Origin of the sequence: Oceanobacillus jordanicus (assembly GCF_022095695.1) — a bacterium.
Taxonomy (GTDB): domain Bacteria; phylum Bacillota; class Bacilli; order Bacillales; family Amphibacillaceae; genus Oceanobacillus_B; species Oceanobacillus_B jordanicus.
In genome coordinates this window covers 36,030-59,380 of record NZ_JAIFZM010000009.1, presented here as the reverse complement: position 1 = coordinate 59,380, position 23,351 = coordinate 36,030, and the positions used below count along the sequence as shown (strand labels likewise).

Here is a 23,351-nt window from a genome sequence, read left to right as displayed (position 1 = left end):
TTGCGTTTTCACAAAAAATCCATTAAAAAAACATAAAAAATAAGGAGCGGCGCATGTCCACCCCTTATTTTACCCGATTTATTGTCAGACTTCAACGAATCTTTTTTCTTAATGGAAAATACGAACGGTTGGTGTATCGGACCCTGCCTCACGAAAGATTGTACTTTCTACTTTATCGCTTGAGGTGATCATCAATTCGAGATCATAATAATCCTCAAACATATCCTGCACAAGTCCATACGCATATTGGCTAAACCCTATTACCTCGGCTTTTCCGTAAAACTCAATAGGAATCTCAATTGTCAACTTCTTTAATTCATCATTTATATAGAAGCCTTCTCCTATAATACCTACATAGTTAGGAAAGTAATTGGCAATCTCATTACCAAAGCTGGTTACTAATTCATGATCATCAAAGTATTCTTTCTTACCTTCATCTGATGGGAATAAAACATGTTGCTCATTTATGTTATCCCAATCGCTCAATGATGTTTCTCCACCGGCTACATTCATTTTTGCTACATAATTCCCTGGAATTGGGGAGCTACGTTCCTGCTCTCTATATACTGCAATCATGATCGGAACATTTTCAAGCCCTTCCATATTGCGAATACGATTTACCACTTTCTCTGCAATGACTGTGGCCTGTTCCATCATCTCACTTTGAGAGATATCTAGATAGCTATAAGGTCCATCTTTTTTAGTCTGGAAACGGTAAACTGATTTCATTGCAAGACCAATTGAAATTCCTTCTAGCTTAACTGTGTTATCTTCATTCTTTGATAAAAAGTTATGTTCTAGAATATGGGAAAGATATTTTGGATTAGCTTCCTGCTCCTCTTGATTGTATTCATCTTCAATTGGTGGGTTTAATCCCAGTTGGAATTCACGGCGGATATTCTCCTCATTTACCGTCATTTTATTTTCCTCTAAATAGTCTATTCTATCTGCTACAGCTTCTTCTAATTGGCTTTCGGTCAATTCCCGGCCTAACCAATCATAAACTGTATCTTCATCTAAATACTGTCCTTCTTGAAAGAAGTACTTGCTCGGGTCATACACTTCTTTGGAGTGCCTCCGCAATCCTTCTTCCATTTCATCAATATCCATACGGTTTGCTACCTGGTTTACAATAACGCCCCTTGCCTTGCTAGGCTCATATGGAAGAATCATTTTATAGTTTTCATCTGAAAGCTGGTAGCTCGGTACAATCGATGTTTCTTGTTGCGTATCCTCTTCTTGCACGACTTCTTCATTGGTATCCGGTGAACATGCCGTAATAAGTAGAAGTGCGCCCAGCAGACATATGCTCCATTTCTTCATTTCATTACACTCCCCTATTTCTCAAGAGCAGTCTCTAATTCCTGCTCATCCCATATCGTGATGCCAAGCTTCTGTGCTTTGTCATACTTCGACCCAGCATCTTCACCGGCGATCAGAATATCTGTTTTTTTACTAACACTTCCTGTCACAGATCCGCCTTTTGCCTCAATCCGTTCTTTTGCTTCCGTCCGTGTGAATTTTTCCATTTTCCCAGTAAGAACGATCGTTTTTCCTGCAAATATCGAATCTTCATCTGCCTCTGGACGTTTCGGCCCGTTATACTCCATATTAATACCAAGCTCTCGAAGCTCGTTGACTAGAATAATTACCTTTTCCTCTTGGAAATATTGAACGATCGAATCAGCCATTTTATCGCCGATTTCGTCTACAGCAATCAAATCTTCATAGCTTGCTTGTTGAATATTCTTCATTGTTACAAATTCTGTAGCAAGCGTTTTGGCTGCTTTAGAACCAACAAATCGTATCCCAAGACCAAATAATAGCTTTTCAAGTGAATTATCCTTTGATACCTCAATTGCCTGAAGCAAATTGTCTGCAGACTTCTCGCCCATTCGTTCGAGTTCAAGTAATGCTTCACGTTTTAAGCGGTAGATATCCGCGATGGTTTTTACTAAGTTTTCTTGGAAAAGCTGGATGATTACCTTTTCTCCAAGTCCATCAATGTTCATCGCATTGCGAGAAACAAAATGAATGAGCCCTTCCTTCAGTTGAGCCGGGCAATTTGGGTTAATGCAGCGCAAGGCCACTTCCTCTTCTAGTCGCACTAACTCACTTCCACATGCTGGACATTCTGTTGGCATGTGAAATTCTTCTTCATCACCTGTACGTTTTTCAGTAAGTACACGCACTACTTTTGGAATAATATCGCCAGCTTTTTTAATGACCACCGTATCTCCTATACGAATATCCTGCTCACGGATCAGGTCTTCGTTATGCAAGGAAGCTCTTTTCACAGTAGTACCAGCTACTTTTACAGCCTCCAGGATGGCGGTAGGTGTTACTACACCTGTTCGTCCTACACTTAATTCTATGTCTGTTAATCTCGTTACAGCTTCTTCTGCCGGGAATTTATATGCAATGGCCCATCGCGGGCTTTTTGCTGTATAACCAAGCTCTTCTTGCTGATCAAGATTATCAACCTTCACGACAATCCCATCTATTTCATAGCTTAAATGGGGACGCTCGTTTGTCCAGTATTCAACATACTCGAGCACTTCTTCGATGGTTTCGCATTTTCTCCATTCTGGATTTGTTTTAAAACCAAGCTTGCTTAGCGCTTCGAGTCTATCACTATGACTTGTCAGGTTACTGTTATTCCACTCCCCAACGCCATACAAAAAGATATCAAGGTTACGCTTAGCAGCAATTTTTGGGTCTAATTGTCTTAGTGATCCTGCTGCCGCATTGCGTGGATTCGCGAACGGCTCTTCCTCTTTCTCTTCCCTTGCTTCATTCAATGCTAGGAATGATTTATGGGGCATATAGGCTTCTCCACGTACTTCCAGATTTTCTTTTTCCTTTATCGTTAAAGGAATGCTCCGGATCGTTCTTAAATTGCTTGTGATATTTTCACCTATTGACCCATCTCCGCGCGTAGAGCCAAGGATGAACTTTCCATTCTCATAAGTAAGGGAAATGGCGAGCCCATCAATTTTCAGTTCACAGACAAAGCTGACAGGCTCATCTGTTCCCTGCGCTGCTCTCTTAGCAAAGTCGCGCAAATCCTGTTCATTAAATGCATTTCCGAGGCTGAGCATCGGTACTTTATGCTCTACCTTTTGAAAAGCTTCCAGTGGTTCTCCGCCTACCCTTTGAGTAGGCGAATCCTGGGTAACAAGTTCAGGAAATTCTTCTTCTAGTTTGCGTAATTCCTGGAGCTTTTGATCATACTCCACATCTGGAACACTTGGTTTATCTAACACGTAATACTCATAACCATATTGATTTAATACTTCTCGTAATGCTTCGATTTCTTTCTGTGCTTGCTGCTGATCCATCCAAGCACCTCCTATTGTTTCGTAATTGGGGCAAATTTAGCTAGAACTCGCTTAATTCCAGTTGGTGCAGGAAAGGCAATATCCAGTTCCATTGCTTCCCCTTCACCTTGAACTTTAACGACAGTCCCAGTTCCCCATTTTTTGTGATTTGCTTTGTCTCCTGGTCCCCATGTTTCGCTTTCTGCACCCGTTGTTTTCTGCATGCGCTCTGCTTTCCGTTTTAATGGTGCAGGTTTATCTTTCGGTTGGCCGAGAGGGCTACCAAACATAGACGACTTCGCTTGTTCAATGCCTTCAATTAATTCTTCCGGTATTTCACCGATGAAACGGCTAATCGGGTTCATGTTTGTACGACCATACAAGGTACGCATTTTTGCATGCGTCAGATAAAGCTGCTGTTCAGCTCTCGTAATTCCTACATAGGCGAGTCTGCGCTCTTCTTCCATCTCATCGTTATCAAACATGGAACGACTATGTGGGAAGACATTTTCCTCCATCCCTATCAAGAAGACGACAGGGAATTCTAATCCTTTGGCCGCATGCAAGGTCATTAAGGTTATCTTTTCCTCATTATCCGGATCTTCTTCATCCACACGATCAATATCTGCAATTAAAGCAAGATCTGTAAGAAACGCGACCAATGTTTTATCTTCTGCGGTTGCTTCAAAATCTTTTGTTACTGTCATAAATTCTTCTAAGTTTTCCAGACGGCTTTGTGACTCGATGGTACGCTCGTTTTTCAGCATTTCTTCATAGCCTGTCCGTTCGAGGACTGCTTCAACCATATCTGTAGCAGTTAGAAACTCCTGTTGTTGGGAAAGCGATTGGATGAGCTGGCCAAACTGCGCTAAAGCATTGGCTGCCTTCTTGGAAACACCGGTGAAATCTACCTCTTTTACCGCTTCGTTAAAGGAGATATCATGCGTAGCAGCGTGCTCACGCAAACGGTCGATAGATGTTTTTCCAATGCCTCGCTTCGGTACATTTACTACCCGCTCAAAGCTCAAATCATCATCAGGATTTGTAATAAGGCGCAAATAGGCAACCATATCTTTAATTTCTTTTCGCTCGTAGAACTTTGTTCCTCCAACCATTTGGTAGGAAATATTGGATTTCATTAATGTATCCTCGACCGCACGAGACTGTGCATTGGTACGATATAAAATTGCCACATCTCCCGGAGAGAAACCTTCACGGCGGGTCAGCTCTTGAATTTTATCTGTAATAAATAGGGCTTCTTCCTGTTCTGTTGCACCTTGGAAGTAGTGAATGTTTTTCCCGTCTGGATTTTCCGTCCAAAGATTCTTTGGTTTTCGGCCAGAGTTGTTTTCAATCACTTTATTAGCAGCAGATAAAATTGATTTAGTCGAACGGTAATTTTGCTCTAAGAAAACGGTCCGTGATGTTGGATAGTCTTTTTCAAAGGATAAAATGTTCGAAATATCTGCACCACGCCAGCGATAAATTGACTGATCGGAATCCCCCACTACACACAGGTTTTGGAAACGACTCGCAAGTTGTTTAACAAGAAAATATTGGGCATGGTTTGTATCCTGGTACTCATCGACATGAATGTATTGAAATCTGCGTTGATAATATTCCAAGACTTCAGGAACACGTTTGAATAAATGAATCGTCTGCATGATCAAGTCATCAAAATCTAGAGATTGATTCTTTTTCAATATTTTTTCATATGATTCATAAATTTGTCCGACTTGTCGATCAAAGAAATTACCGACATTCTTATTGTATTCAGCTGCAGTTATTAGTTCGTTCTTAGCTGCACTAATTTGTCCCAGCATCGCGCGAGGGTCAAATTTCTTTGGATCAATGTTCAGGTTTTTTAAAATCTGTTTGATTACAGATAGCTGGTCCCCACTGTCCAAAATACTAAAATTACGGTTATAGCCGATCCGATCGATGTCTCTGCGAAGAATACGTACACACATAGAGTGGAATGTGGATACCCACATATACTCACTTTCCGGGCCAACTAGTTTGCGGACACGATCCTTCATCTCTCTTGCAGCTTTGTTCGTAAAGGTAATCGCAAGCACATTGCGAGCTGCTACTTCTTTCTCACCAAGTAGATAAGCAATTCGATGTGTAAGCACGCGGGTTTTACCACTCCCCGCACCTGCCATGATTAGCAAGGGACCTTCTGTATGTTTCACTGCCTCTTGCTGTTCTTTATTTAATCCTTTTAATAAGTCATCCATCGTCTGACTCATACTTCCACCGCCTAACTCAATTATCTTTTATTGCTTTTACTGTTTTTATTGCTTTTTTAATGTCTGTATATATAATATTGCCGACAATAATCACATCAGCATTCTCTTTCATATCTCGTGCCTGTTGCACCGTCTCAATTCCTCCACCGTAAAAAAGCTTTGTTTCATCAAGCTGTTGCTTCACTTTTTTCACAAGCTCGGGGTCACCATATTTGCCGCTGTACTCCATATAAAAAACCGGTAAGTGGAAGACTTTTTCCGCCATATATGCATATGCAATGACATCTTCTTCATCCGGTAAGTAACTGTTTGTATGGGTAAAAGCCTTGGCTTCCTCATTCAAAATGCAATATCCTTCAAACAAAATCTCACTATATTCCATCATGTCGACAAACTCTTTAATCGCCTGATGTTGGATATCCATCATCCACTTCTTCTCTTTTGAATTCAGAACCATAGGGATATAGTAATAATCAAATCCTGGGGTGATCGCGTCCATTGAGGAAATTTCTAAAATACATGGGACAGTATATCTGCGGACACGGGCAAGCAAATCAAGTACCCCGTCCAATGTGATGTCATCTGTTCCACCAACAATCACAGCGTCTGTTCCTGATTCACAAATCATTTCTAAATGTTCATCCGAGATTTCCTTGGCAGGGTCGAGTTTAAATATATGCTTCCATTCGTTCATTGTAGTATACAAATTGTTAATCCTCCATTAACTTAATCCATTACTTTATTATACCAAAAAAACCTAGCGGAATTTAGGGATAAGGGTGAAATTTTTTAGAAGCTGTCGTGGGTGGTGATGGAGCTGGGTTTTGGATGGGTGGCGCGTCTGTTTTGGTGGGGGCTGCGTCTCTTCTCTGGATTGGTGCGTCTGTTTTGGTGAGGGCTGCGTCTCTTTGCTGGATCGGTGCGTCTCTTTTGGTGGGAGTTGCGTCTCTTTGCTGGATTGGTGCGTCTCTTTTGGTGAGGGCCGCGTCTCTTTGCTGGATTGGTGCGTCTCTTTTGGTGAGGGCCGCGTCTGTTTGCTGGAGCGGTGCGTTTCTTTTGATGGAGATGCGCCTTTTTGCGAAGGTGACAAGCGACTTTGAGAGCGACACGCGACTTTATGAAAACGCCACGCGTGGCCCTCACACTTCACACTAATCTATGAGGTTATAAAATTCTTTTGTATTCCTATATAACTGGCTATAAACTTGCCCTTCATCGATCTTTTTTAAATAGGCTATTTTTTCAACGATGCGATGCAGCATGTGAGGATGTGTAGGCCTGCCTTCAAATTCTCCTTCAAACGGCCATGGCCCGTCCGTCTCCACCATTATTTGCTCTAATGGATAAATAGAAATCAATTGCTGAATTTCCGCTTCATACAAGCAGTCAGGCGTTATGGAAATATAATAGCCATTTTTAATCATTCGCTCCACTGTCTGCTTATCTCCTTTAAACCAGTGAAAGTGCGCCTTTTTCACCTGGTATGCCTCCAGCAAGTCACAAACAAGTGGTGCATCCTCATACACAGCGTGTAGCACAATAGGCTTATTAAGTTGGGTTGCTTTTCTGATAAACCGCTCCAAAAGATCAACGTACGCGCTCAGGTCGAATGCAGGATTCTCCTTTCGCGTATAATACGGTAAGCCAACCTCGCCGATTGCCACGAACCTATGTTGTTCTTGATCCATTAATTCCCATAGAGCGGCCTGTTCTTCCTCCGTTGGCAATTCTTGCTCTGGATGGTAACCTATGGCCGGCTTTACCCGCACGTCCTCTTTCTCTATCCCTAAAAGCCTTTGAGCAGACTGCAAGTGGTTCGACACACAAATCAGCGCCTCCACATTCGCATCATTTAAATCTTGCAATATCCTTTGCTGCTCTTGTTTGGTATACATATCCAAATGAATATGGGCATCGATAACAGCTCGCATTATGCTTCACTCCGCAACTCATGGTAAATTTGTTTTTTCCAATCTAAAAATTCTTCCGTCAGTACGAGTTCTTCTCGACGAGGGCGCTCGAAAGGAATTGTAAACTCCCGCTTCACTGTGGCGGGATTGCTGGATAACACTAATACTCGCTCAGATAAGTAAATGGCTTCCTCTATATTGTGTGTAACAAATAAAACAGATTTACGGTTTTCTTCCCAAATGGACAGCAGCCATTTTTGCATGTCGAGTCTTGTAAATTCATCTAAGGCAGAAAATGGTTCGTCCAGACAAATGAAAGGCTGCGGACTGAGCAAGGATCTAACAAAAGCAGCGCGCTGTCGCATCCCACCTGACAACTGATGGGGGTAGGCATTCACATAATCTGCAAGACCTGCCCTCTCCAGCATGGCGCTTGCCCTTTCTTTATTAGGCTTTGCATGTAACTCTTCACCGAGAACGACATTATCGAGCACTGTACGCCATGGAAACAAAGAAGGGCTCTGTGGTGTATAGCTGATTTTCCCACGCTTTCCGTTAATGTTTTCTCCACCTAAATATAATTCGCCTTCATCCGGTGTATATAAGCCTCCAATTAAATGAAACAGTGTACTCTTCCCACTCCCAGAAGGACCAAGCAAGGATACAAATTCACCTTCTTTTACAGAAAAGGAAACAGACTGAAGTACTTTTTTCTCCCCGAATGACTTGGATACTTCGCTTACTTTAAGTTCACTCATGATTTCGCCTCCTGTCCTGGTTGTCCTTTAATGCAAAACCTTTCCAGTGCAATAATGAAACTAAAAAATAGCAAACATAACAGCATGATGAAAAATATCGCTACAAATACCCGGTCTGTTCTAAAAGAGGACTGTGCCAATGTCATATATACTCCGATGCCCTTGTTGGCACCTAGCCATTCCGAAATGACTGCACCCATCACACTGTAAGTAGCAGATATTTTTAAACCAGAAAATACAGTTGGCAACGCATGTGGCAATTCTAGCTTCGAAAAAACCTGCCGTTTTGATGCGCCTGCCATGTACATATAATGCTTCATCTCAGCATTCGTTTGGCGGAATCCATCCAAGGCCGCTACCGCAACCGGGAAGAAACAAACAAGGGTAATGATAAATAATTTTGGTAAGACGCCAAACCCAAACCATATAATTAACAATGGCGCTAGCACAATGATCGGGATATTCTGGGATAGGATAAGCAATGGATAAAACGCCTGCCGTACATGAGGCATCAAATGTAATAAGACAGCAATAAGCAATCCTATACTTGTACCAATTACAAATCCTACTATTGATAGCTTTGTGGTTGAGACAAGATGATGTGCATAATTAGACCAGCTGCTTAACCCTTCTTCCATAATGGTCAATGGTGATGGCAGTAACCAAGCAGGAATAGCAAACAAACGACTGCTAGCTTCCCACAAAATAAGTAAAAGGATAACGACCAACACAGGACGCCATCCTTGTTCCACAATTTTTTTCATAATCATCAGGGTACTGCCAGAAGCAGTACCCTCCACCTCCATTCTTAACGGTATTTTTCCGTTAACACGTCCATTGATGCTCCATCCGGCTTGTAATAAACCTTCACTTGAGAAATTATGCTTGGACATCCAAGGCTGGCCATTTTTTCATTCATTTTTTCGATGATGGAAAATAACGCTGTCAGTTCCCCTTCCATTGTGGTCTCTAGCGGATTCACCTGATACTTAACTCCTGACTGTTCAATTACATCAATAGCCGCATCAACATATGGAATACTATCTTCACCGTTTTTAGTTTTTGGGATAATTTGTATACTTACTAACGCATTTGCCATTATTCCTCACACTCCAATTCAATTCTATTTTTCTGGTAAAAATTCATTTGTATATGCACTGCTGGCATCTAGTTCTTTTTCCAATAGTCCATTCTCATACATCCAATCTCCGTAATTCTGCCAAACTTTCTCGTCCTGCTCTCCCCACTGGTTAGCATCATCTTGATATTTCGGGGAGATCCATTCCTGACTTGCTTTTACCAATTCTGGGTCTAAGTCAGGCACTGCCTCTATTAAAATATCAGCTGCTTTATCAGGGTTGTCGATTGCATACTCATACCCCTTCGTCACTGCTTTCATAAATGCTTGGATTGTTTCTGGATCGGATTCTATCAGATTTTCATTCGTGGTGATAACAGGAGTATAGTAATCTAGCTTGTCACTATAATCGGTTAAATATTGCATATTCAAATCAACATCGCGTAACTCTGCTTCCACTCCAGTCCATCCATAATAGATCCAGGCAAAATCAACATCTCTTTCGACAGCCGTGAAAAAGTCGGTATTTCCCATGTTTATAATATTGACATCCTCTACGCTGGCATCTTCCTGCTTCATTAATGAATCAATTACTGCCTTCTCTACAGGTGCACCCCAGCCACCATATGTTTTTCCGGCGTAATCAGCAGGCGACGTAATTTCTTTATCCGCAGGGGAAGCAAAACCCGATGTATTATGCTGAATAATTGCAGCAAGTGATACAATTGGGATGTCCTGGATACGCGCTTCGGTCACAGCTTCTTGTGCTCCTATCCCAAATTCAGCCTTTCCGGATGCCACAACCTGGTCTGCCCCTGATTCACCTGGCAAGGTGATCTCTACATCCAACCCTTCTTCTTCAAAATACCCTTCTGCTTGGGCAACATATAATCCTGTGTGGTTCGTATTCGGTGTCCAATCGAGCACCATTGTCACTTTCTTTAAACTGATGTCCTCTTGATCATTACCTGTTGCCTCTTGATTACAACCTGCAATGATCAAGGTGAACAAAACAACCATACTAAGTAAAAGCTTTTTCATTCTTCTTTCCTCCTTTTTTGTTATGACACATAATGCTGTTGTTTGGAGGAACATATTGTTTTCATGCACAAAAAAATGCGCTCAGGGCTCACCCAGGCGCATATATCGTCACATTCACTTCTATATGTTCCCTACGCTGGTTTAAGCCAGATCAGGTTCCAAGGGTCTATATCTTACGGATATGATCTCAACCAGCAACACTGGTCCCCCTACATCGAAACGTACTATTCAATTAACAACATTACATTCTTACTCTGCCATAGATTGACACAAAATACAAGTTAGGTCTAGATGGATTACCCTTAAAATACTATTTATTTTCTTCAAGCTTACGAATTATTTCTTCAGATGACTGATTGATTTTATCCAGCTCTATATTGCTTGGAGAAGTACTGGAAAGGTTGTATTTTTCTTTTAGGTGTAAAATTCTCTTCACACTCTCATCGATTCTTTCTTCCTTAATAGCTCCACTTTCCACAGCCTTGGTTAAGCTATGAAGAGCTTTCAATTTATTTTCATCACCATGGCATACTAAAACAATATCATTTCCCGCTTGAACCGCTTTTACGGTAGCATCACCTATATCATAGTTTTCTAAAATGGCCCCCATTGTCATATCGTCGGTTATAGCTACTCCGTTAAAGCCCAATTCTTCTCTTAACATAGTGGTGACCACATTTTTAGATAAGGAAGCGGGATCTTCATTATCTATCTCGGGTAACAGTATATGTGCAACCATCGTCATATCAGCTTGGTGATCAATAGCTTTTTGGAATGGCACCAATTCCATTTCTCGGATGCTTTCCAAACTATTATGCACTACAGGTAAGCCCAAGTGGGAATCCACATCTGTATCCCCGTGGCCTGGAAAATGTTTGATGACAGGAATGATGCCTTTTGATTGGATACCTTTCATCTCTTCAACGCCCATCTTCGAAACAATCTCCTTGTTATCACCAAATGCTCTCTTTCCGATAATAGGGTTATCTGGGTTACTATTAACATCCATTACAGGGGCCATTGTTACATTAAACCCGAATGCGTTTACCCTTTCTCCAATCGCTTCCCCAACTTGGTATGCAAGCTCTGTATTATTAAGATCACCAATCTTCTTACTGTCTGGTAAATTTACTATTTTGGGAGGCATTCTTGATACGACCCCACCTTCTTCATCTACAGAAATAAAAAGAGGGATATCCTGAGAATCGGCGTTCAATTCCTTTAGTTCCCTGTTCAAATTTAATAATTGTTTTGAGTCGGTTATATTCCTTTCAAACAAAATGACTCCACCGATATGATTTTCTTGTATGAAATTCCTCGTTTGATCATTCACTTGGGTACCTTCAAACCCAATCATAAGCATCTGGCCAACTTTTTCTTTAATTGTCATAGAAGAAATCTTTTCTTGAACTGCTTCTTTCATATCTACAGAGGATTCTTCGGAGTCCTTTTCGTCTTCTTCTGTAGGATTATCTTGGGCACTGCTTTTGCCTTCGTCTTCATTCCCATCACCTTTATTGTCTTGCCTTTGTTGTATTTCTTGCTCCACGCTGTTGTCTGTATTCTGGGAACACCCCACCAACGCGGTGAAGAAAATCAGAGCTAAACAAACTCCTATCGCTTTCCATTTAATATTTTTTATTCCCATGATGTCCTCCCATGTATAGCGATATGTTGCCTTCTTGTTTTTATATTCTTTAGTATAAGCAAAGAGATGCCGGGCTATGACCCAGCATCTCTTTGTTTACTACTTCTCTTCATCTGTAAGTCGGCCTAAGACCATCTTGTATCCTTCGCTACCATAATTAATACATCTACGCACACGCGATATGGTTGCAGTTGAAGCATTGGTTTCCTGTTCAATCACCGTGTAGGTACGGCCTTCACTTAGCATTTTTGCCACTTGTAGCCGTTGGGAGATGGCATGGATCTCTGACATTGTCGCAATATCATCAAAAAAGCGGTAGCATTCTTCCCGGTCCTTTAGTGTAAGAATTGCATCGAACAATTGATCGAGCTGTTCTCCTCGTAGTTTATCTATTTGCACAAACAAGCCCTCCTGCTTCTAATTAGTTATGTTGACGGACTCGGTTAATCCAGGACTGGTAGGAATAACATTGATCCAAGTTTTCCCTGGGACAAAGCCCACTATTTCTCCATCCTTTACAGGAACAATTCTTCCTTCTCTATTCTCCCATTGCAACTGTTGTACTTTTCCTTTTTGCAAAAGGTATGCATTTCCCCCCGATTGCATGTCGACGGCCCTCCGTCCAGCATCATCAATCACTTCATGGGGGGTTTCCACTATCAATACATTTGCTACCTGTATAGGCTCTTCTGTGTTCAGTTCTACTGTTTGTTCACGGTCATTATAGCGCGTGTACACTTCATCGCTTGCACTATAGTCATATTCGACAATTTCCATTGGTTGATCGGAATAAACAATTTCTGCATGCTGAGCTGGATCACCAGAAATCTCCTTATCGCTTTTCACAAAAGTAAGCGGCTCAATATCAGCAGTTGTCTCATAGCCTTTACTTTTGGCAACGTCATATACAGCCCCAAGCTGCAAATAGGAATTATGTGGCGCCTTACGGAATGATTCTCGCTTGAACAAGTTTCCATCATTATCATATAGGGATCCATTTAAATGTTCAATTCCTCTGTTCATAATCATATCATTAACAAAATTTGCTGCCCCGTGATAAACATAAAGTGCGTTATAATCATTGGCCAAATTAAAGTAATATTCCCGTGCACTTCTTACAGGCCCAACAACATCCGGCATTTCACTTTGAAACATAGCAAGAAAACGTGTGATTCGCCCTTCAGCTAATATTTCATACACAAGATCTGCTTTAGACAATCCGGTTTGCGGCCTTGCCTTGGAATGATTATTCACCATCACAGCGACTATGCGGTTATCAGTTGGTTCGTCTATCGCCACTCCTGTCAAAGGAGCTACAATTTCATTGGCAACTTCAGGTTGACTTGTTTTCTCTTGCACATCGTTATCCTTCGTTTCATTGTTGTCCGCTTCCTGTTTCTCTTTATCGGAGCAACCTACAAGTAAGATGAATGCTAGTACTAGCATCCATACGATTTTCTTCATTTTCTACAACACCCTTGTTAACATAGATTTTACTCCATTATACGCTAACACATGGTCGCTGGGAATAGTACTGCTTTTTTCTTCACGTCCACAATCCCCTGCTGTGTTATCCGAATGTGAGGGAGGTGAGTTGAAGATAAGAAAAATATCGAGTAAACCGGGTCTGAAAAAGGATAACCATATTCTTTTAATATCGTTTTAAGCTGCTTTTCCTTCTCAATTAAGTCCCGCATGTTTCCATCATACATGGTGCCCGAGAGTGTGAGCGGGATCTCCAGTAAAATTTCTCCTTCATGGACGATCACAATTCCTCCACCTAATTCCTTTAATCGATTGCCTGCTAAGATAATATCGGCTTTATTTTTTCCAATAAAGATGAAGTCACCTGTCGTAGAATAAGAACTTGCCATACCGCCAAGGCGATCTGTGAAACCACGTATGGTCGTATTCACACGCCATTTCCCTTTTCGATCTAGTAGGAGAAGGAAAGCATCCTTCTTCGTTTCTGGTAACTGTTCTGTTGCAATGTCTGTATCGATCGCATACGGTTTTATAATGACATCATTCACCATATCAAGTCCGATAGGCACAGAAAACTGCAACTCATTTTCTGTAAGCTCCCAATCATAGGTTAGTTTCCCTATCCCATATTCTTCCCAATTCACTACATTGGAAATCTCTTGGGAGCTATGATCTTTTACAATCCACTGTCCCTTAGCCAAGACACTTTCAGGGTGCGGATTATCCTTATCTGAAAGAATATTGATATTGGCAATTCGACCTGGTGCAATGCTTCCAAGTTGTTCCTCCAAGCTGAGATGTTTTGCTGCATTATAGCTTGCCATCATATAGGCTTCTTCAATTGGAACGCCTTTTTCTATCGCAATCTCAATACATACGTTCATCATGCCGTCTTCATAGAAACCTGGAGTAGCTCCATCCGTGGTCATTGTAAGATTATCATAGCTTTTTAGATTCATAGCCAGCAGTTCCTCAAGCAGCTGCGGCAAATCTGGTCGAATAGAAGAATAGCGGAGCCCTACCTGATAACCAAGACGCAACCTACGAATAACATCCTCGCCCGTCATGGATTCATGATCTGCATTTACACCCAATAGCTTCATCTTTGTTAATGTTTTTTCAGAAGCTCCAGGCAAATGGCCTTCTATCGGCTTGCCTTGACGTTTTGTTTCCTGTATCCAATGTAGAAGCCGATCGTCCCCTGCTAGTAAATCAGGCCATGAAGTCAGCTCTCCCCCCTGAACGACAGCTGGGTGCTTTATCCATGAAAGGATCTCCTGTGTATTAAAAAGTTGTGTGTCATCCTTCAATTCCGTTTGCGCATCAAAGCGTGCCCACCAATACATGGAGACAGGATGCTTTTGTAGTTCATTTATTAAAGAAAACGCTTTCTTTTTCTTTAATAACAATAACCATAAAATGTTATCATTTACTAGTGTTGTAGTTCCTGTTTGTGCTACATGATTCGCGAGCTGTTCAGGATTATATAATTGGAACGGGTGGGCATGTGGCTCGATATATCCTGGAACAAGATACTTCCCTGCACAATCCATTGTTTCTATATCCTCCGTATTAGCAGGAAGCTTTTCCCCTACATAGACAATGCGATCATCAACAATCCAAATGTTTGCCGATATCCACTCTTTCGTATACGCATTTAAATAAACAGCATTCGTTAAAAGCAGGTCAGGCTTATCCAATCCATCAATCACGCTGACATGCTTTCTCAGTTCACGGTTTCTCCAGTAATAACCATTCTCTAACATAGACAACGCTCCAATACTTCTTTTTCTTTATTTTACCATACATAACACTTTAACACTGTAAAGTTACCATTAAATTGGTATGTCCATTTTGTGAATGGATTTGGTGTGGTGCGTCGGTTGGGGCTGTGGTTTCACTTTGTGGTGCTGTAGTTTCACTTTGCGGTGTTTTGGTTTCACTTTTGGGTGCTGTGGATTCACTTTGCGGTGTTTTGGTTTCACTTTGCGGTGCTGGTTTCACTTTTGGGTGCTGTGGTTTCACTTTTGGGTGTTGTGGTTCCACTAGCACTATTTAAATGGATCCATGCCATCGTCGTAATCTTATAATTATATTGAGAAAAATCTAAAAGTGATAATACAATATGGTAAAATATAGTTAAAAACATCTAATAATATGCTCTCTTTATCTAACAACTTAGTAATTTGATTAAGGGGTATGTGCTTAGAAGCTTAAGGTGGCTATTCAAAATGGTATTTGATTTTGGAAATTCTGCTATTGTTTTACCTCCTTTCCACATTACGGTTATTGCTATTATCGTCATTTTCTTATTAGTAAGGTGGGGTAAACAATTAGAATCCAAACGTTCTAGAGTGTTTTTTTACTTTCTAATTAGTACTTACATTACTCCAATTTATTCCCAAAGTACTGAGGAGGGTATATTTGAATTATGGTTCCCCTTGGGTTTTATAGCCGTTATCCTATACTTGTTTCTTAACAAAAGAAACCACCCTTCAAAATTGAAAGCAAGTATTTTAGGATTTTGCATAGCAATTTATCAGTTATTCCTCCAATATGTCGGTTAGTTTATATTAATGACTGTAAAATCTAATGCTGATCTTATTGTTGGTTACGTTTTGGGAGAGGACAATTGAACTTAGACGCTATTTGTAAGTGTTTATCTATTAAATTACTTATTAACATTTAGGAGAGAAGGATAAATGTATTCAAATTACGAAAAATCAAAGTCTCTGAATTGGGAAGAGATTAAAATTCCTAGGATAATAAATACAATTACAATTGGCCTTATTGTGATTGGTACCCTGATTGTACAATATTTGGTGCCACTTCATGAATTATTTGATCTAATAAAACAAACTCCCTTGTTAATACTTGCATTCCTTCTTACAACATTTGTGTATATCGTTTTACACGAATTGATACATGGGATTTTGATGAGGTGTTACAGTGGAATAAGCCCACAGTATGGCTTTAGTGGACCTTTTATATTTGCTAAAAGTGAAGCGATTTTCACAAAAAGTGCATACATAATAATTACCCTAGCACCTATGATTGTTTTAGGTGTTATTTGTTCGTTGCTATTTTTTATCACTTCAGGAGCAGGAATCTGGTTTGCCTTATATGTGTGGGTGCTTAATCTCTATACTTCAAGAGGTGACTTACAGGCAGTAATTTTACTAAAAGGTCTTCCAAGTACATATAGCATAAAAGATGATGGTGATTCGGTTCATATATTAAAACAAACCTACTGATTAATTTTATGCCAAAGTAACTAGTTTGAGGTTTAAACTTAAACAATGGAGGAATTTATTATGAGGCTTAACCCAAAAAAAGTATCATGTTAATAATTTACATTATACTGTAAGGTCTGCCCAAGAAGAGGATGCTAAAAGCTTGTCTGAACTGCGCCTCCAGATTGATGGGGAAACAGAGAATCTAGATAGAGAAAAAGGCGAGGCATACATAGATGAGCCAAACTTTAAACAAATTATTGCAGAGGATACAAGGAGTGCCAGTAACCTATTTTTAGTTGCAGAAGTTAATGAGAAGATTGTAGGATTTTCCAGGTGTGAAGGGAACAAATTAAAAAGAACTTCTCATAAGGTAGAATTCGGAGTCTGTGTATTAAGAGACTACTGGGGTTACGGTATAGGAAAAAACCTCTTAGGAGAGTCTGTTCGTTGGGCTGACTCGAATGATATTAAAAAGATGACTTTACATGTGCTTGAAACAAATGATAAAGCTATAATTCTGTATAAAAAATATGGTTTTGAAGTGGAAGGTATTTTAAAAAAGGACAAATTTCTGTCTAATGGTAATTACTATAATACTGTTGTGATGGGACGATTTAAACACGAAGATACCAGTTTTTGAACTTAAGGTGAGCCCAAATTAAAAGATCATTGTATCGCAATATAATTCCTAGAGAGGTGCCCTAATTTGAGACTAAAAGAAATAGCAAGTCTGTTTATGATAAAAGAAACACAAGGAAACATGGATGTTGAAATTACAGGTTTACAAATGGATTCTAGAAAAATAGAACAGGGAAATTTGTTTATCTGTGTACCTGCTATTGAAGGCTTTCTAGAAGATCGACATCTCTTTGCATCGGAAGCAATTAGGAATGGTGCCGTTGCACTAGTAGTCGAAAGAGATGTGGACATTAATGTACCGAAAATATTTGTTAAAGATGCAAGGCATGCAATGGCCATTATCGCTACTCATTTTCATAATTATCCTTCTGATGAAATGAAACTAATAGGGATTACTGGAACAAACGGAAAAACCACTACCTCCTTCATTATTGAAAAGATTTTTTCCGACTTTGGATTTAATACTGGATTGATGGGAAACAACGGGGTAAAGATAGCTCAGCAAATGTACCCAACTGATATTAACACACAAGAGCCCCCTATCCTACAAGGCAACCTCCGAAAAATGAGAGATTACAATACGGATTATTGTGTAATGGAAGTATCATCTCAGGGGCTAGATATGGGACGTGTTACAGGCTGTAACTTTAGAACGGCAGTCTTTACGAACCTTACACAAGATCATTTGGATTATCATCATTCCTTTAATGAATATAAAGATGCTAAAGGTCTTTTGTTCTCAAAGCTTGGAAATTCGTTTACTGACAAAGACATGAAGTATGCAATCTTAAACGCAGATGACTCTCATTTTGAGTACTTTAAAAAGATTACATCAGCAGAAATTATTACATATGGAATTAACAATCAATCTGATGTTACAGCTAAAAGTATTAGAATGACTTCACAAGGTATTCATTTATTAATAAATACTTTTAAAGGTGACGTTGAGTTAGACCTCCAATTAATTGGACGGTTTAATGTTTATAATGCATTAGCAGGTATTGCAGCAGCATTAGTTGAGGGCATTCCACTTGATAGTATAAAGAGAAGTTTATCCCAAGTTAAAAGCATTGATGGTCGAATGGAGATAATTGATGAAGGTCAAGATTTTCTCGTATTGGTTGATTATGCACATACACCTGATGCTTTGGAAAATGTACTTAAAACAGTTAAAGAGTTTGCAGAAAATAACGTAATTACTGTATTTGGTTGTGGTGGAGATCGAGATAAAGCTAAGCGTCCGATTATGGGAGAAATCGCTAGTAATTACAGTGATTTTGTAGTTATTACTTCTGATAATCCCCGCTCAGAGAATCCCTTAGGTATAATAGGTGACATCGAAAAAGGCTTTAAAGAAATAAGTTCCTCTAGCTATGAAGTATTGGTTAATCGAGAAGAAGCTATTAAAAGAGTTATCAATATGGCTAATTCTAAAGATGTTGTTATTATTGCAGGAAAAGGACATGAGACTACTCAATCAATTAAAGATACAACGATAGAATTTGATGATAGAGCAATAGCTCGTAAATATTTAATACAAAAAGAATGTTAATTTAGTGGTAACTTAGGAAAATGGATCTCCTTGAAGGAATATACCTATAGTGAAGAAATTTAGTCTAACCTAGGAGATGTTATAAATGAATACTTTTATTGTTATCCTAATCATACTTTGGTTGGTAGCAATTATTTTCAGGTTTGTTAATAGAAAGCATGGAGAAGATAAGAAAACAAATAAAAAAGGAAAAAGGGATTATAAAATTTTCAGGAGACTTAAATTGCTAAGTCTCCCACAAAAGATATTTATCGTTACAATAGCATTAGTTGATTTACTAGTTATTGTATTATCCAATCAAAATTATTATTTTATTTTTCTTAAGCCAACAAGCTTTATTTTCCCAACATTCCTTGCATTAATTGCTATTTTTGTTTTGTTAAAAGGGTTAAAACTAGTAAAATTATGGGGACCTATTATCGCATTTTTAATATTACTTCTTTTAGTTCCATTTGCTTTCATATATTTGATAGTGGATTTGAGTAATTCTTATGAAACTGTAGAGTCACCAAAAGGTGAAGACATCGTAGTTATAGAGCATAGAGACGCAACCCTCGGGGAGACACACCACTTCTATAATTTTTATATTAAAACTAATTTCCTTGGATTAATGAAGCAATTAAGTAGTGAACAATTACAGATTATAACCAATAGAACTCAAGCCGACAATTTAGAAGTATTAGGAGTGGATAATGCTAAATGGGTTGATAGTAAATATGTTATTTTTCGCTCTCCTTATGCAGTAACTAAACTAAATTTGAAGTATTGATTACTAATGAGAATACCTCCCCAATATTATATATATGGAGCGGGCTAAGTGTTAGTTCGCGTAACTGTAGGAACTTTTGAAAAGATAAAATGTGTTACCGTCTGTGCATATGGGTTTACTTCATCAATAAATTGCTCCGCTTCTGAAAAGTTCTCAAAGTGCATTTTTAACATATAACACGCATTTCCGGCAATACGATAACAAAACTCTACGTTTGGAAGTTTCTGAATTAAACTTTTGAATGACTTATAATTGCCGTTTTTGATTGTTGCTTCAATAATACATTGGATAGGTAGACCTAATTTCTCAAAGTCAATTTCTAGTGTATAGCCTTTTATAATACCCAATGATTCCATCTGCCTAACCCGTTCTGTTACAGAAGGGGAAGATAAATTAACTCTTCTTCCGAGTTCACTCATAGATAAACGACTATTATTAAGTAGTTCATCTAATATCCTCCTATCAATATCATCAGTTTTCATTTTTAAACAAAACCCTCTCTATCTCGTTAATTTTAAAAATAATTATTCAATATTTCTTTAGGGATTTAATGTGATTTAAGCTTTACACCCTCTATAATTAATAATATAACAAAGGGGGATTTTAAATGGCAAGAATCAAGGAATCAAGTTTTGGAGAAACACCATTTCAACGACTTTTGGGACATAACATAGAAGTAATGCAAGGGTGGACTCAACTGGGAAGCGTGTTAGAAAATGATGGGTTACTATCTTTCGAATTAAAAGAACAAGTAAGGAGAACGTTAGCTCAAAGTAATAAATGTGAGTATTGTAAAACGAAAGGTAAACCCGATTGGGATAAGTTTGATGAAAAAATATCCCTTGCGGTTGGGTTTGCGGAGGTATTTTTAAAACAAAAGGGTGGCATACCAAATTCAACTTTTAAAATCTTGTATGAAGGTTTTACTGAGGAGGAAATAAGTGAGCTTTGTGCATTTATTTCTTTTACTTCTGCTTCACAATATTTTGGAGCGATGATGCAATTAAAACCAACACAAAAGTGAAGTCAGTATTTAAAGTGAAAGGATTCGGGGGGAACAGTATGGAAAAAAAGGCTTTAATCATAGTAGATGTACAAAAAGCATTTAATGAGGAAAAATGGGGAGAGCGAAATAATCATAATGCCGAAGAAAATATTAGCAAGATATTGAAATTATGGAGAGAAAAAGATTGGAAGGTTATATACATACAACATATGTCTGATGATCCTACATCGGTATTTTACCCTAACAATGAGGGATATGCTATAAAGGAAATAGTTGAGCCTGAAAGTAATGACTTAATAATAACAAAGAAAGTTAATAGTAGCTTTATTGGTACAGATTTAGAAGCTTTTTTAAAAACAAATAAATTTACAACTGTTGTAATAACTGGTCTGACCACGCCACATTGTGTATCAACAACCACAAGGATGAGTGGTAATTTGGGCTTTAATACATACTTAGTTTCGGATGCAACCGCATCATTTGGTATACAGGATCAAAACGGAAAATACTATGATGCCGAATCCATACATGATATTTCATTAGCTACATTGCATGATGAATTTGCTACAATTCTTACAACAGAACAACTATTTAGTAAATTTATTAAGTGAGCTTGATAGCTAACGGGGGTGTTAATCGAAGAAAGATTAACGCTCTTTTTATTGAAGTTACTGCACTATCAGTACTTTAAGACGGTACTGTCTAATTAAACACCTGCCGCTAAACACCAAATTGTTTTAAATGGTGGTCAAGATGTTTGTAAATTCCTTTTCCCCATTGTTCGGAAGTCAGACTTCCGAAAAAAGGATGTGGGTGCCTTGTACAAGCGTCTGGTCCATTCTTTTGAAATGTTATAATTTTTTGCTTCAGTTTGTCTCTTTCTATTTCAAAATCTTTTTTACTTGTAATTAGGATAGATGGAATTGTAGACATATTGTGGACTAAGGGTTTGTCATTATAAAAAATGGGTTTTGCAAATCTACCTACTAATATCCCTAGCCAACCTCTTGGAGGTAAAGAATATCCCATTGCGATATCTTGAAAAGATGAACAATGAGCTAACATTTGAGAGACATCCATTTTTCCCCATTGCGGTTCTGAATTTATATTTAAGTTTTCGATACGCGCTAATATTTCATCTGTATATGTGATATCAAAAATATTATCCATTAGAATGCTCCTTTAGTTTTTGATCTTAATCAATTATTGCTTTTGATATTTAATATATAATTCAACGTTAACGTTATTTTCTCCTTCTTTACTTATGGTTTCTATACTTTACTAAGTTCTATAAACTAAAGTCCATATAAAGAAGTGATATTGCTAATTCCATTCATAAATGGCCTTGCTAAATTTAAGCTGGGATACAAAAAGCTTGAGGACACCTAAATGCCCTCAAGCTTTTTCCTATTTCCCTATATCCGTTCTATAAAAATAATTCTTACCATTTTCGACTGGGTCGAGGGCTTGATACACTTTCTCACGAGCCAATTCAAAACTATTTTCTTTAGACCCAACAAGTAGAACACGGCCACCATCAGAAACAAGGTTGCCGTTCACCTGCTTGGTTCCGGCGTGTACGGTATACGTCTCCGATTCGCTTAATACCGGAATATCTACTCCTTTGGCATAGGAGCCGGGGTACCCTTGTGAAGCTAGAACCACCCCAACACATGCGGCGTCCTCCCACTGCAATTCAGGATCTTTGCCATCCATTACATCAAGGATCACTTGGTCTAAGTCATTTTTCAGCAGTGGTAAAACAACCTGCGTTTCCGGGTCACCGAATCGGGTATTAAATTCAATGACCTTGGGGCCGTCTTCTGTCATCATCAGCCCAGCATAAAGAATGCCTGTAAATGCCCTTCCTTCCTTCATCATGCCGTCAGCCGTTTTTTGCAGGATTTCTTTCATTGCAAAATCAAGATGATCATCGGTAACATCAGGAACTGGAGAAAATGCCCCCATCCCGCCTGTGTTCGGTCCTTCGTCATTATCAAATGCGCGCTTATGGTCACGAGCCGGTACCATTGGATAAACATTATGTTCATGAACAAATGCCATTAAAGAAAATTCTTTTCCGGATAAAAACTCTTCCACCACAATTTTTGCTCCGGCACCCGCAAATGCTTTCTCCACTAGTATTTCGTCCACCGCAGCCAATGCTTGCTCTTTCGTTTCAGCAACGATAACCCCTTTACCAGCTGCCAAGCCGTCCGCTTTGATCACAATGGGGACTCCTTGTTTTTCAATATACTGCTTCGCCTCGTCAGCTGAAGTGAACGTTGCATAAGCAGCTGTTGGTACAGCATATTTTTTCATAAATTCTTTGGCAAAGCTTTTACTACCCTCAAGTAGTGCTGCTGCTTTTTGTGGTGCAAACACTTGGAGGCCCGCCTCGATAAAACGGTCAGCAATCCCTTCATTCAGTGGGTTTTCCGGTCCAACTATCGTTAAATTAATCTGCTCTTCTTTAGCAAATGCAACAAGTGCCTCGATGTCCATTTCGTCAATTCCGATACACTCTGCCTGCTGCATTCCAGCATTGCCGGGAGCGGCATAGATTGTAGAAACACGCTCACTTTCCGCAAGCTTCATAACAATGCTGTGCTCGCGTCCACCGCGGCCGATTACGAGAATATTCATCCCTTCGCATC

The 23,351-nt window shown here is 39.2% G+C and carries 22 protein-coding genes, 1 pseudogene and 1 riboswitch; of the genes and pseudogenes, 6 read left to right on the top strand and 17 right to left on the bottom strand.

The window, feature by feature from the left end; translation table 11 throughout:
- Positions 1 to 108 precede the first annotated feature (108 nt).
- The 14 genes from K3T81_RS11660 to K3T81_RS11595 all read right to left on the bottom strand — a co-directional run bounded on the left by K3T81_RS11660 (position 109) and on the right by K3T81_RS11595 (position 15,544).
- A complete protein-coding gene (locus K3T81_RS11660) occupies positions 109 to 1,323 on the bottom strand; it encodes a CamS family sex pheromone protein (protein WP_238020257.1) in 1,215 nt (404 codons plus the stop codon).
- 14 nt (positions 1,324 to 1,337) lie between these two features.
- The gene (ligA, locus tag K3T81_RS11655) at positions 1,338 to 3,341 is read right to left on the bottom strand and encodes an NAD-dependent DNA ligase LigA (RefSeq protein WP_238020256.1); all 2,004 of its coding nucleotides are present in this window, start codon (positions 3,339 to 3,341) and stop codon (positions 1,338 to 1,340) included.
- 11 nt (positions 3,342 to 3,352) lie between these two features.
- A complete protein-coding gene (gene pcrA / locus K3T81_RS11650) occupies positions 3,353 to 5,572 on the bottom strand; it encodes a DNA helicase PcrA (protein WP_036577281.1) in 2,220 nt (739 codons plus the stop codon).
- A 16-nt stretch (positions 5,573 to 5,588) separates the two neighbouring features.
- Positions 5,589 to 6,266: a heptaprenylglyceryl phosphate synthase gene (gene pcrB, locus K3T81_RS11645; RefSeq protein WP_081779471.1), complete on the bottom strand. Its 678-nt coding sequence runs from the start codon at positions 6,264 to 6,266 to the stop codon at positions 5,589 to 5,591.
- A gap of 457 nt (positions 6,267 to 6,723) precedes the next feature.
- Positions 6,724 to 7,503: a TatD family hydrolase gene (locus K3T81_RS11640; RefSeq protein ID WP_238020255.1), complete on the bottom strand. Its 780-nt coding sequence runs from the start codon at positions 7,501 to 7,503 to the stop codon at positions 6,724 to 6,726.
- Positions 7,503 to 8,240, bottom strand: a complete 738-nt coding sequence (locus tag K3T81_RS11635) for an ABC transporter ATP-binding protein (protein WP_238020254.1) — start codon at positions 8,238 to 8,240, stop codon at positions 7,503 to 7,505. Before K3T81_RS11635 ends, K3T81_RS11640 begins: the two co-directional genes overlap by 1 nt.
- On the bottom strand, positions 8,237 to 9,004 hold the full coding sequence (locus tag K3T81_RS11630; RefSeq protein ID WP_238020354.1) for an ABC transporter permease: 768 nt from the start codon (positions 9,002 to 9,004) through the stop codon (positions 8,237 to 8,239). Before K3T81_RS11630 ends, K3T81_RS11635 begins: the two co-directional genes overlap by 4 nt.
- A gap of 44 nt (positions 9,005 to 9,048) precedes the next feature.
- Entirely contained in the window at positions 9,049 to 9,339 is a 291-nt protein-coding gene (locus tag K3T81_RS11625) for a thiamine-binding protein (protein ID WP_238020253.1), read from the bottom strand.
- Positions 9,340 to 9,363: 24 nt separating this feature from the next.
- Positions 9,364 to 10,359 carry an ABC transporter substrate-binding protein gene (locus K3T81_RS11620; RefSeq protein ID WP_106895845.1) on the bottom strand — a complete coding sequence of 332 codons (996 nt, stop codon included), beginning with the start codon at positions 10,357 to 10,359 and terminating at the stop codon, positions 9,364 to 9,366.
- Positions 10,360 to 10,470: 111 nt separating this feature from the next.
- A riboswitch (TPP riboswitch) is annotated at positions 10,471 to 10,580 on the bottom strand.
- Positions 10,581 to 10,669: 89 nt separating this feature from the next.
- Positions 10,670 to 12,007 carry a beta-N-acetylhexosaminidase gene (gene nagZ / locus K3T81_RS11615; RefSeq protein WP_238020252.1) on the bottom strand — a complete coding sequence of 446 codons (1,338 nt, stop codon included), beginning with the start codon at positions 12,005 to 12,007 and terminating at the stop codon, positions 10,670 to 10,672.
- Between the two features lie 99 nt (positions 12,008 to 12,106).
- Positions 12,107 to 12,406 carry a YerC/YecD family TrpR-related protein gene (locus tag K3T81_RS11610; RefSeq protein ID WP_106895843.1) on the bottom strand — a complete coding sequence of 100 codons (300 nt, stop codon included), beginning with the start codon at positions 12,404 to 12,406 and terminating at the stop codon, positions 12,107 to 12,109.
- A gap of 18 nt (positions 12,407 to 12,424) precedes the next feature.
- Complete coding sequence (locus K3T81_RS11605; RefSeq protein WP_238020251.1) at positions 12,425 to 13,471, bottom strand: DUF3048 domain-containing protein; 1,047 nt, start codon at positions 13,469 to 13,471, stop codon at positions 12,425 to 12,427.
- Between the two features lie 44 nt (positions 13,472 to 13,515).
- On the bottom strand, positions 13,516 to 15,258 hold the full coding sequence (locus K3T81_RS11600) for an adenine deaminase C-terminal domain-containing protein (RefSeq protein WP_238020250.1): 1,743 nt from the start codon (positions 15,256 to 15,258) through the stop codon (positions 13,516 to 13,518).
- A 49-nt stretch (positions 15,259 to 15,307) separates the two neighbouring features.
- Complete coding sequence (locus K3T81_RS11595; protein WP_238020249.1) at positions 15,308 to 15,544, bottom strand: hypothetical protein; 237 nt, start codon at positions 15,542 to 15,544, stop codon at positions 15,308 to 15,310.
- Positions 15,545 to 16,194: 650 nt separating this feature from the next.
- Here K3T81_RS11595 and K3T81_RS11585 point away from each other — a divergent pair.
- The 4 genes and pseudogenes from K3T81_RS11585 to K3T81_RS11570 all read left to right on the top strand — a co-directional run bounded on the left by K3T81_RS11585 (position 16,195) and on the right by K3T81_RS11570 (position 19,688).
- On the top strand, positions 16,195 to 16,746 hold the full coding sequence (locus tag K3T81_RS11585; protein ID WP_238020247.1) for a DUF3267 domain-containing protein: 552 nt from the start codon (positions 16,195 to 16,197) through the stop codon (positions 16,744 to 16,746).
- Between the two features lie 76 nt (positions 16,747 to 16,822).
- Positions 16,823 to 17,368, top strand: a pseudogene (locus K3T81_RS11580) (N-acetyltransferase family protein); the annotation flags it as partial.
- A 66-nt stretch (positions 17,369 to 17,434) separates the two neighbouring features.
- Complete coding sequence (locus K3T81_RS11575) at positions 17,435 to 18,919, top strand: UDP-N-acetylmuramoyl-L-alanyl-D-glutamate--2,6-diaminopimelate ligase (RefSeq protein ID WP_238020246.1); 1,485 nt, start codon at positions 17,435 to 17,437, stop codon at positions 18,917 to 18,919.
- Between the two features lie 85 nt (positions 18,920 to 19,004).
- Complete coding sequence (locus tag K3T81_RS11570) at positions 19,005 to 19,688, top strand: hypothetical protein (protein ID WP_238020245.1); 684 nt, start codon at positions 19,005 to 19,007, stop codon at positions 19,686 to 19,688.
- 44 nt (positions 19,689 to 19,732) lie between these two features.
- Here the strand turns inward: K3T81_RS11570 and K3T81_RS11565 are convergent, their stop codons facing one another.
- Positions 19,733 to 20,170 (bottom strand): Lrp/AsnC family transcriptional regulator, encoded by a 438-nt coding sequence (locus K3T81_RS11565; RefSeq protein ID WP_238020244.1) that lies wholly within the window; start codon positions 20,168 to 20,170, stop codon positions 19,733 to 19,735.
- A gap of 125 nt (positions 20,171 to 20,295) precedes the next feature.
- On the opposite strand from K3T81_RS11565, the gene K3T81_RS11560 reads away from it, so the two are divergent.
- Together K3T81_RS11560 and K3T81_RS11555 are read left to right on the top strand one after the other, a co-directional pair.
- Positions 20,296 to 20,712, top strand: a complete 417-nt coding sequence (locus K3T81_RS11560) for a carboxymuconolactone decarboxylase family protein (protein ID WP_238020243.1) — start codon at positions 20,296 to 20,298, stop codon at positions 20,710 to 20,712.
- A 38-nt stretch (positions 20,713 to 20,750) separates the two neighbouring features.
- The gene (locus K3T81_RS11555; RefSeq protein ID WP_238020242.1) at positions 20,751 to 21,305 is read left to right on the top strand and encodes a cysteine hydrolase family protein; all 555 of its coding nucleotides are present in this window, start codon (positions 20,751 to 20,753) and stop codon (positions 21,303 to 21,305) included.
- 109 nt (positions 21,306 to 21,414) lie between these two features.
- Here K3T81_RS11555 and K3T81_RS11550 read toward each other — a convergent pair whose 3' ends face one another.
- A complete protein-coding gene (locus tag K3T81_RS11550) occupies positions 21,415 to 21,864 on the bottom strand; it encodes a DUF1569 domain-containing protein (RefSeq protein WP_238020241.1) in 450 nt (149 codons plus the stop codon).
- A gap of 237 nt (positions 21,865 to 22,101) precedes the next feature.
- Entirely contained in the window at positions 22,102 to 23,340 is a 1,239-nt protein-coding gene (purD, locus tag K3T81_RS11545) for a phosphoribosylamine--glycine ligase (protein WP_238020240.1), read from the bottom strand.
- Positions 23,341 to 23,351 lie beyond the last annotated feature (11 nt).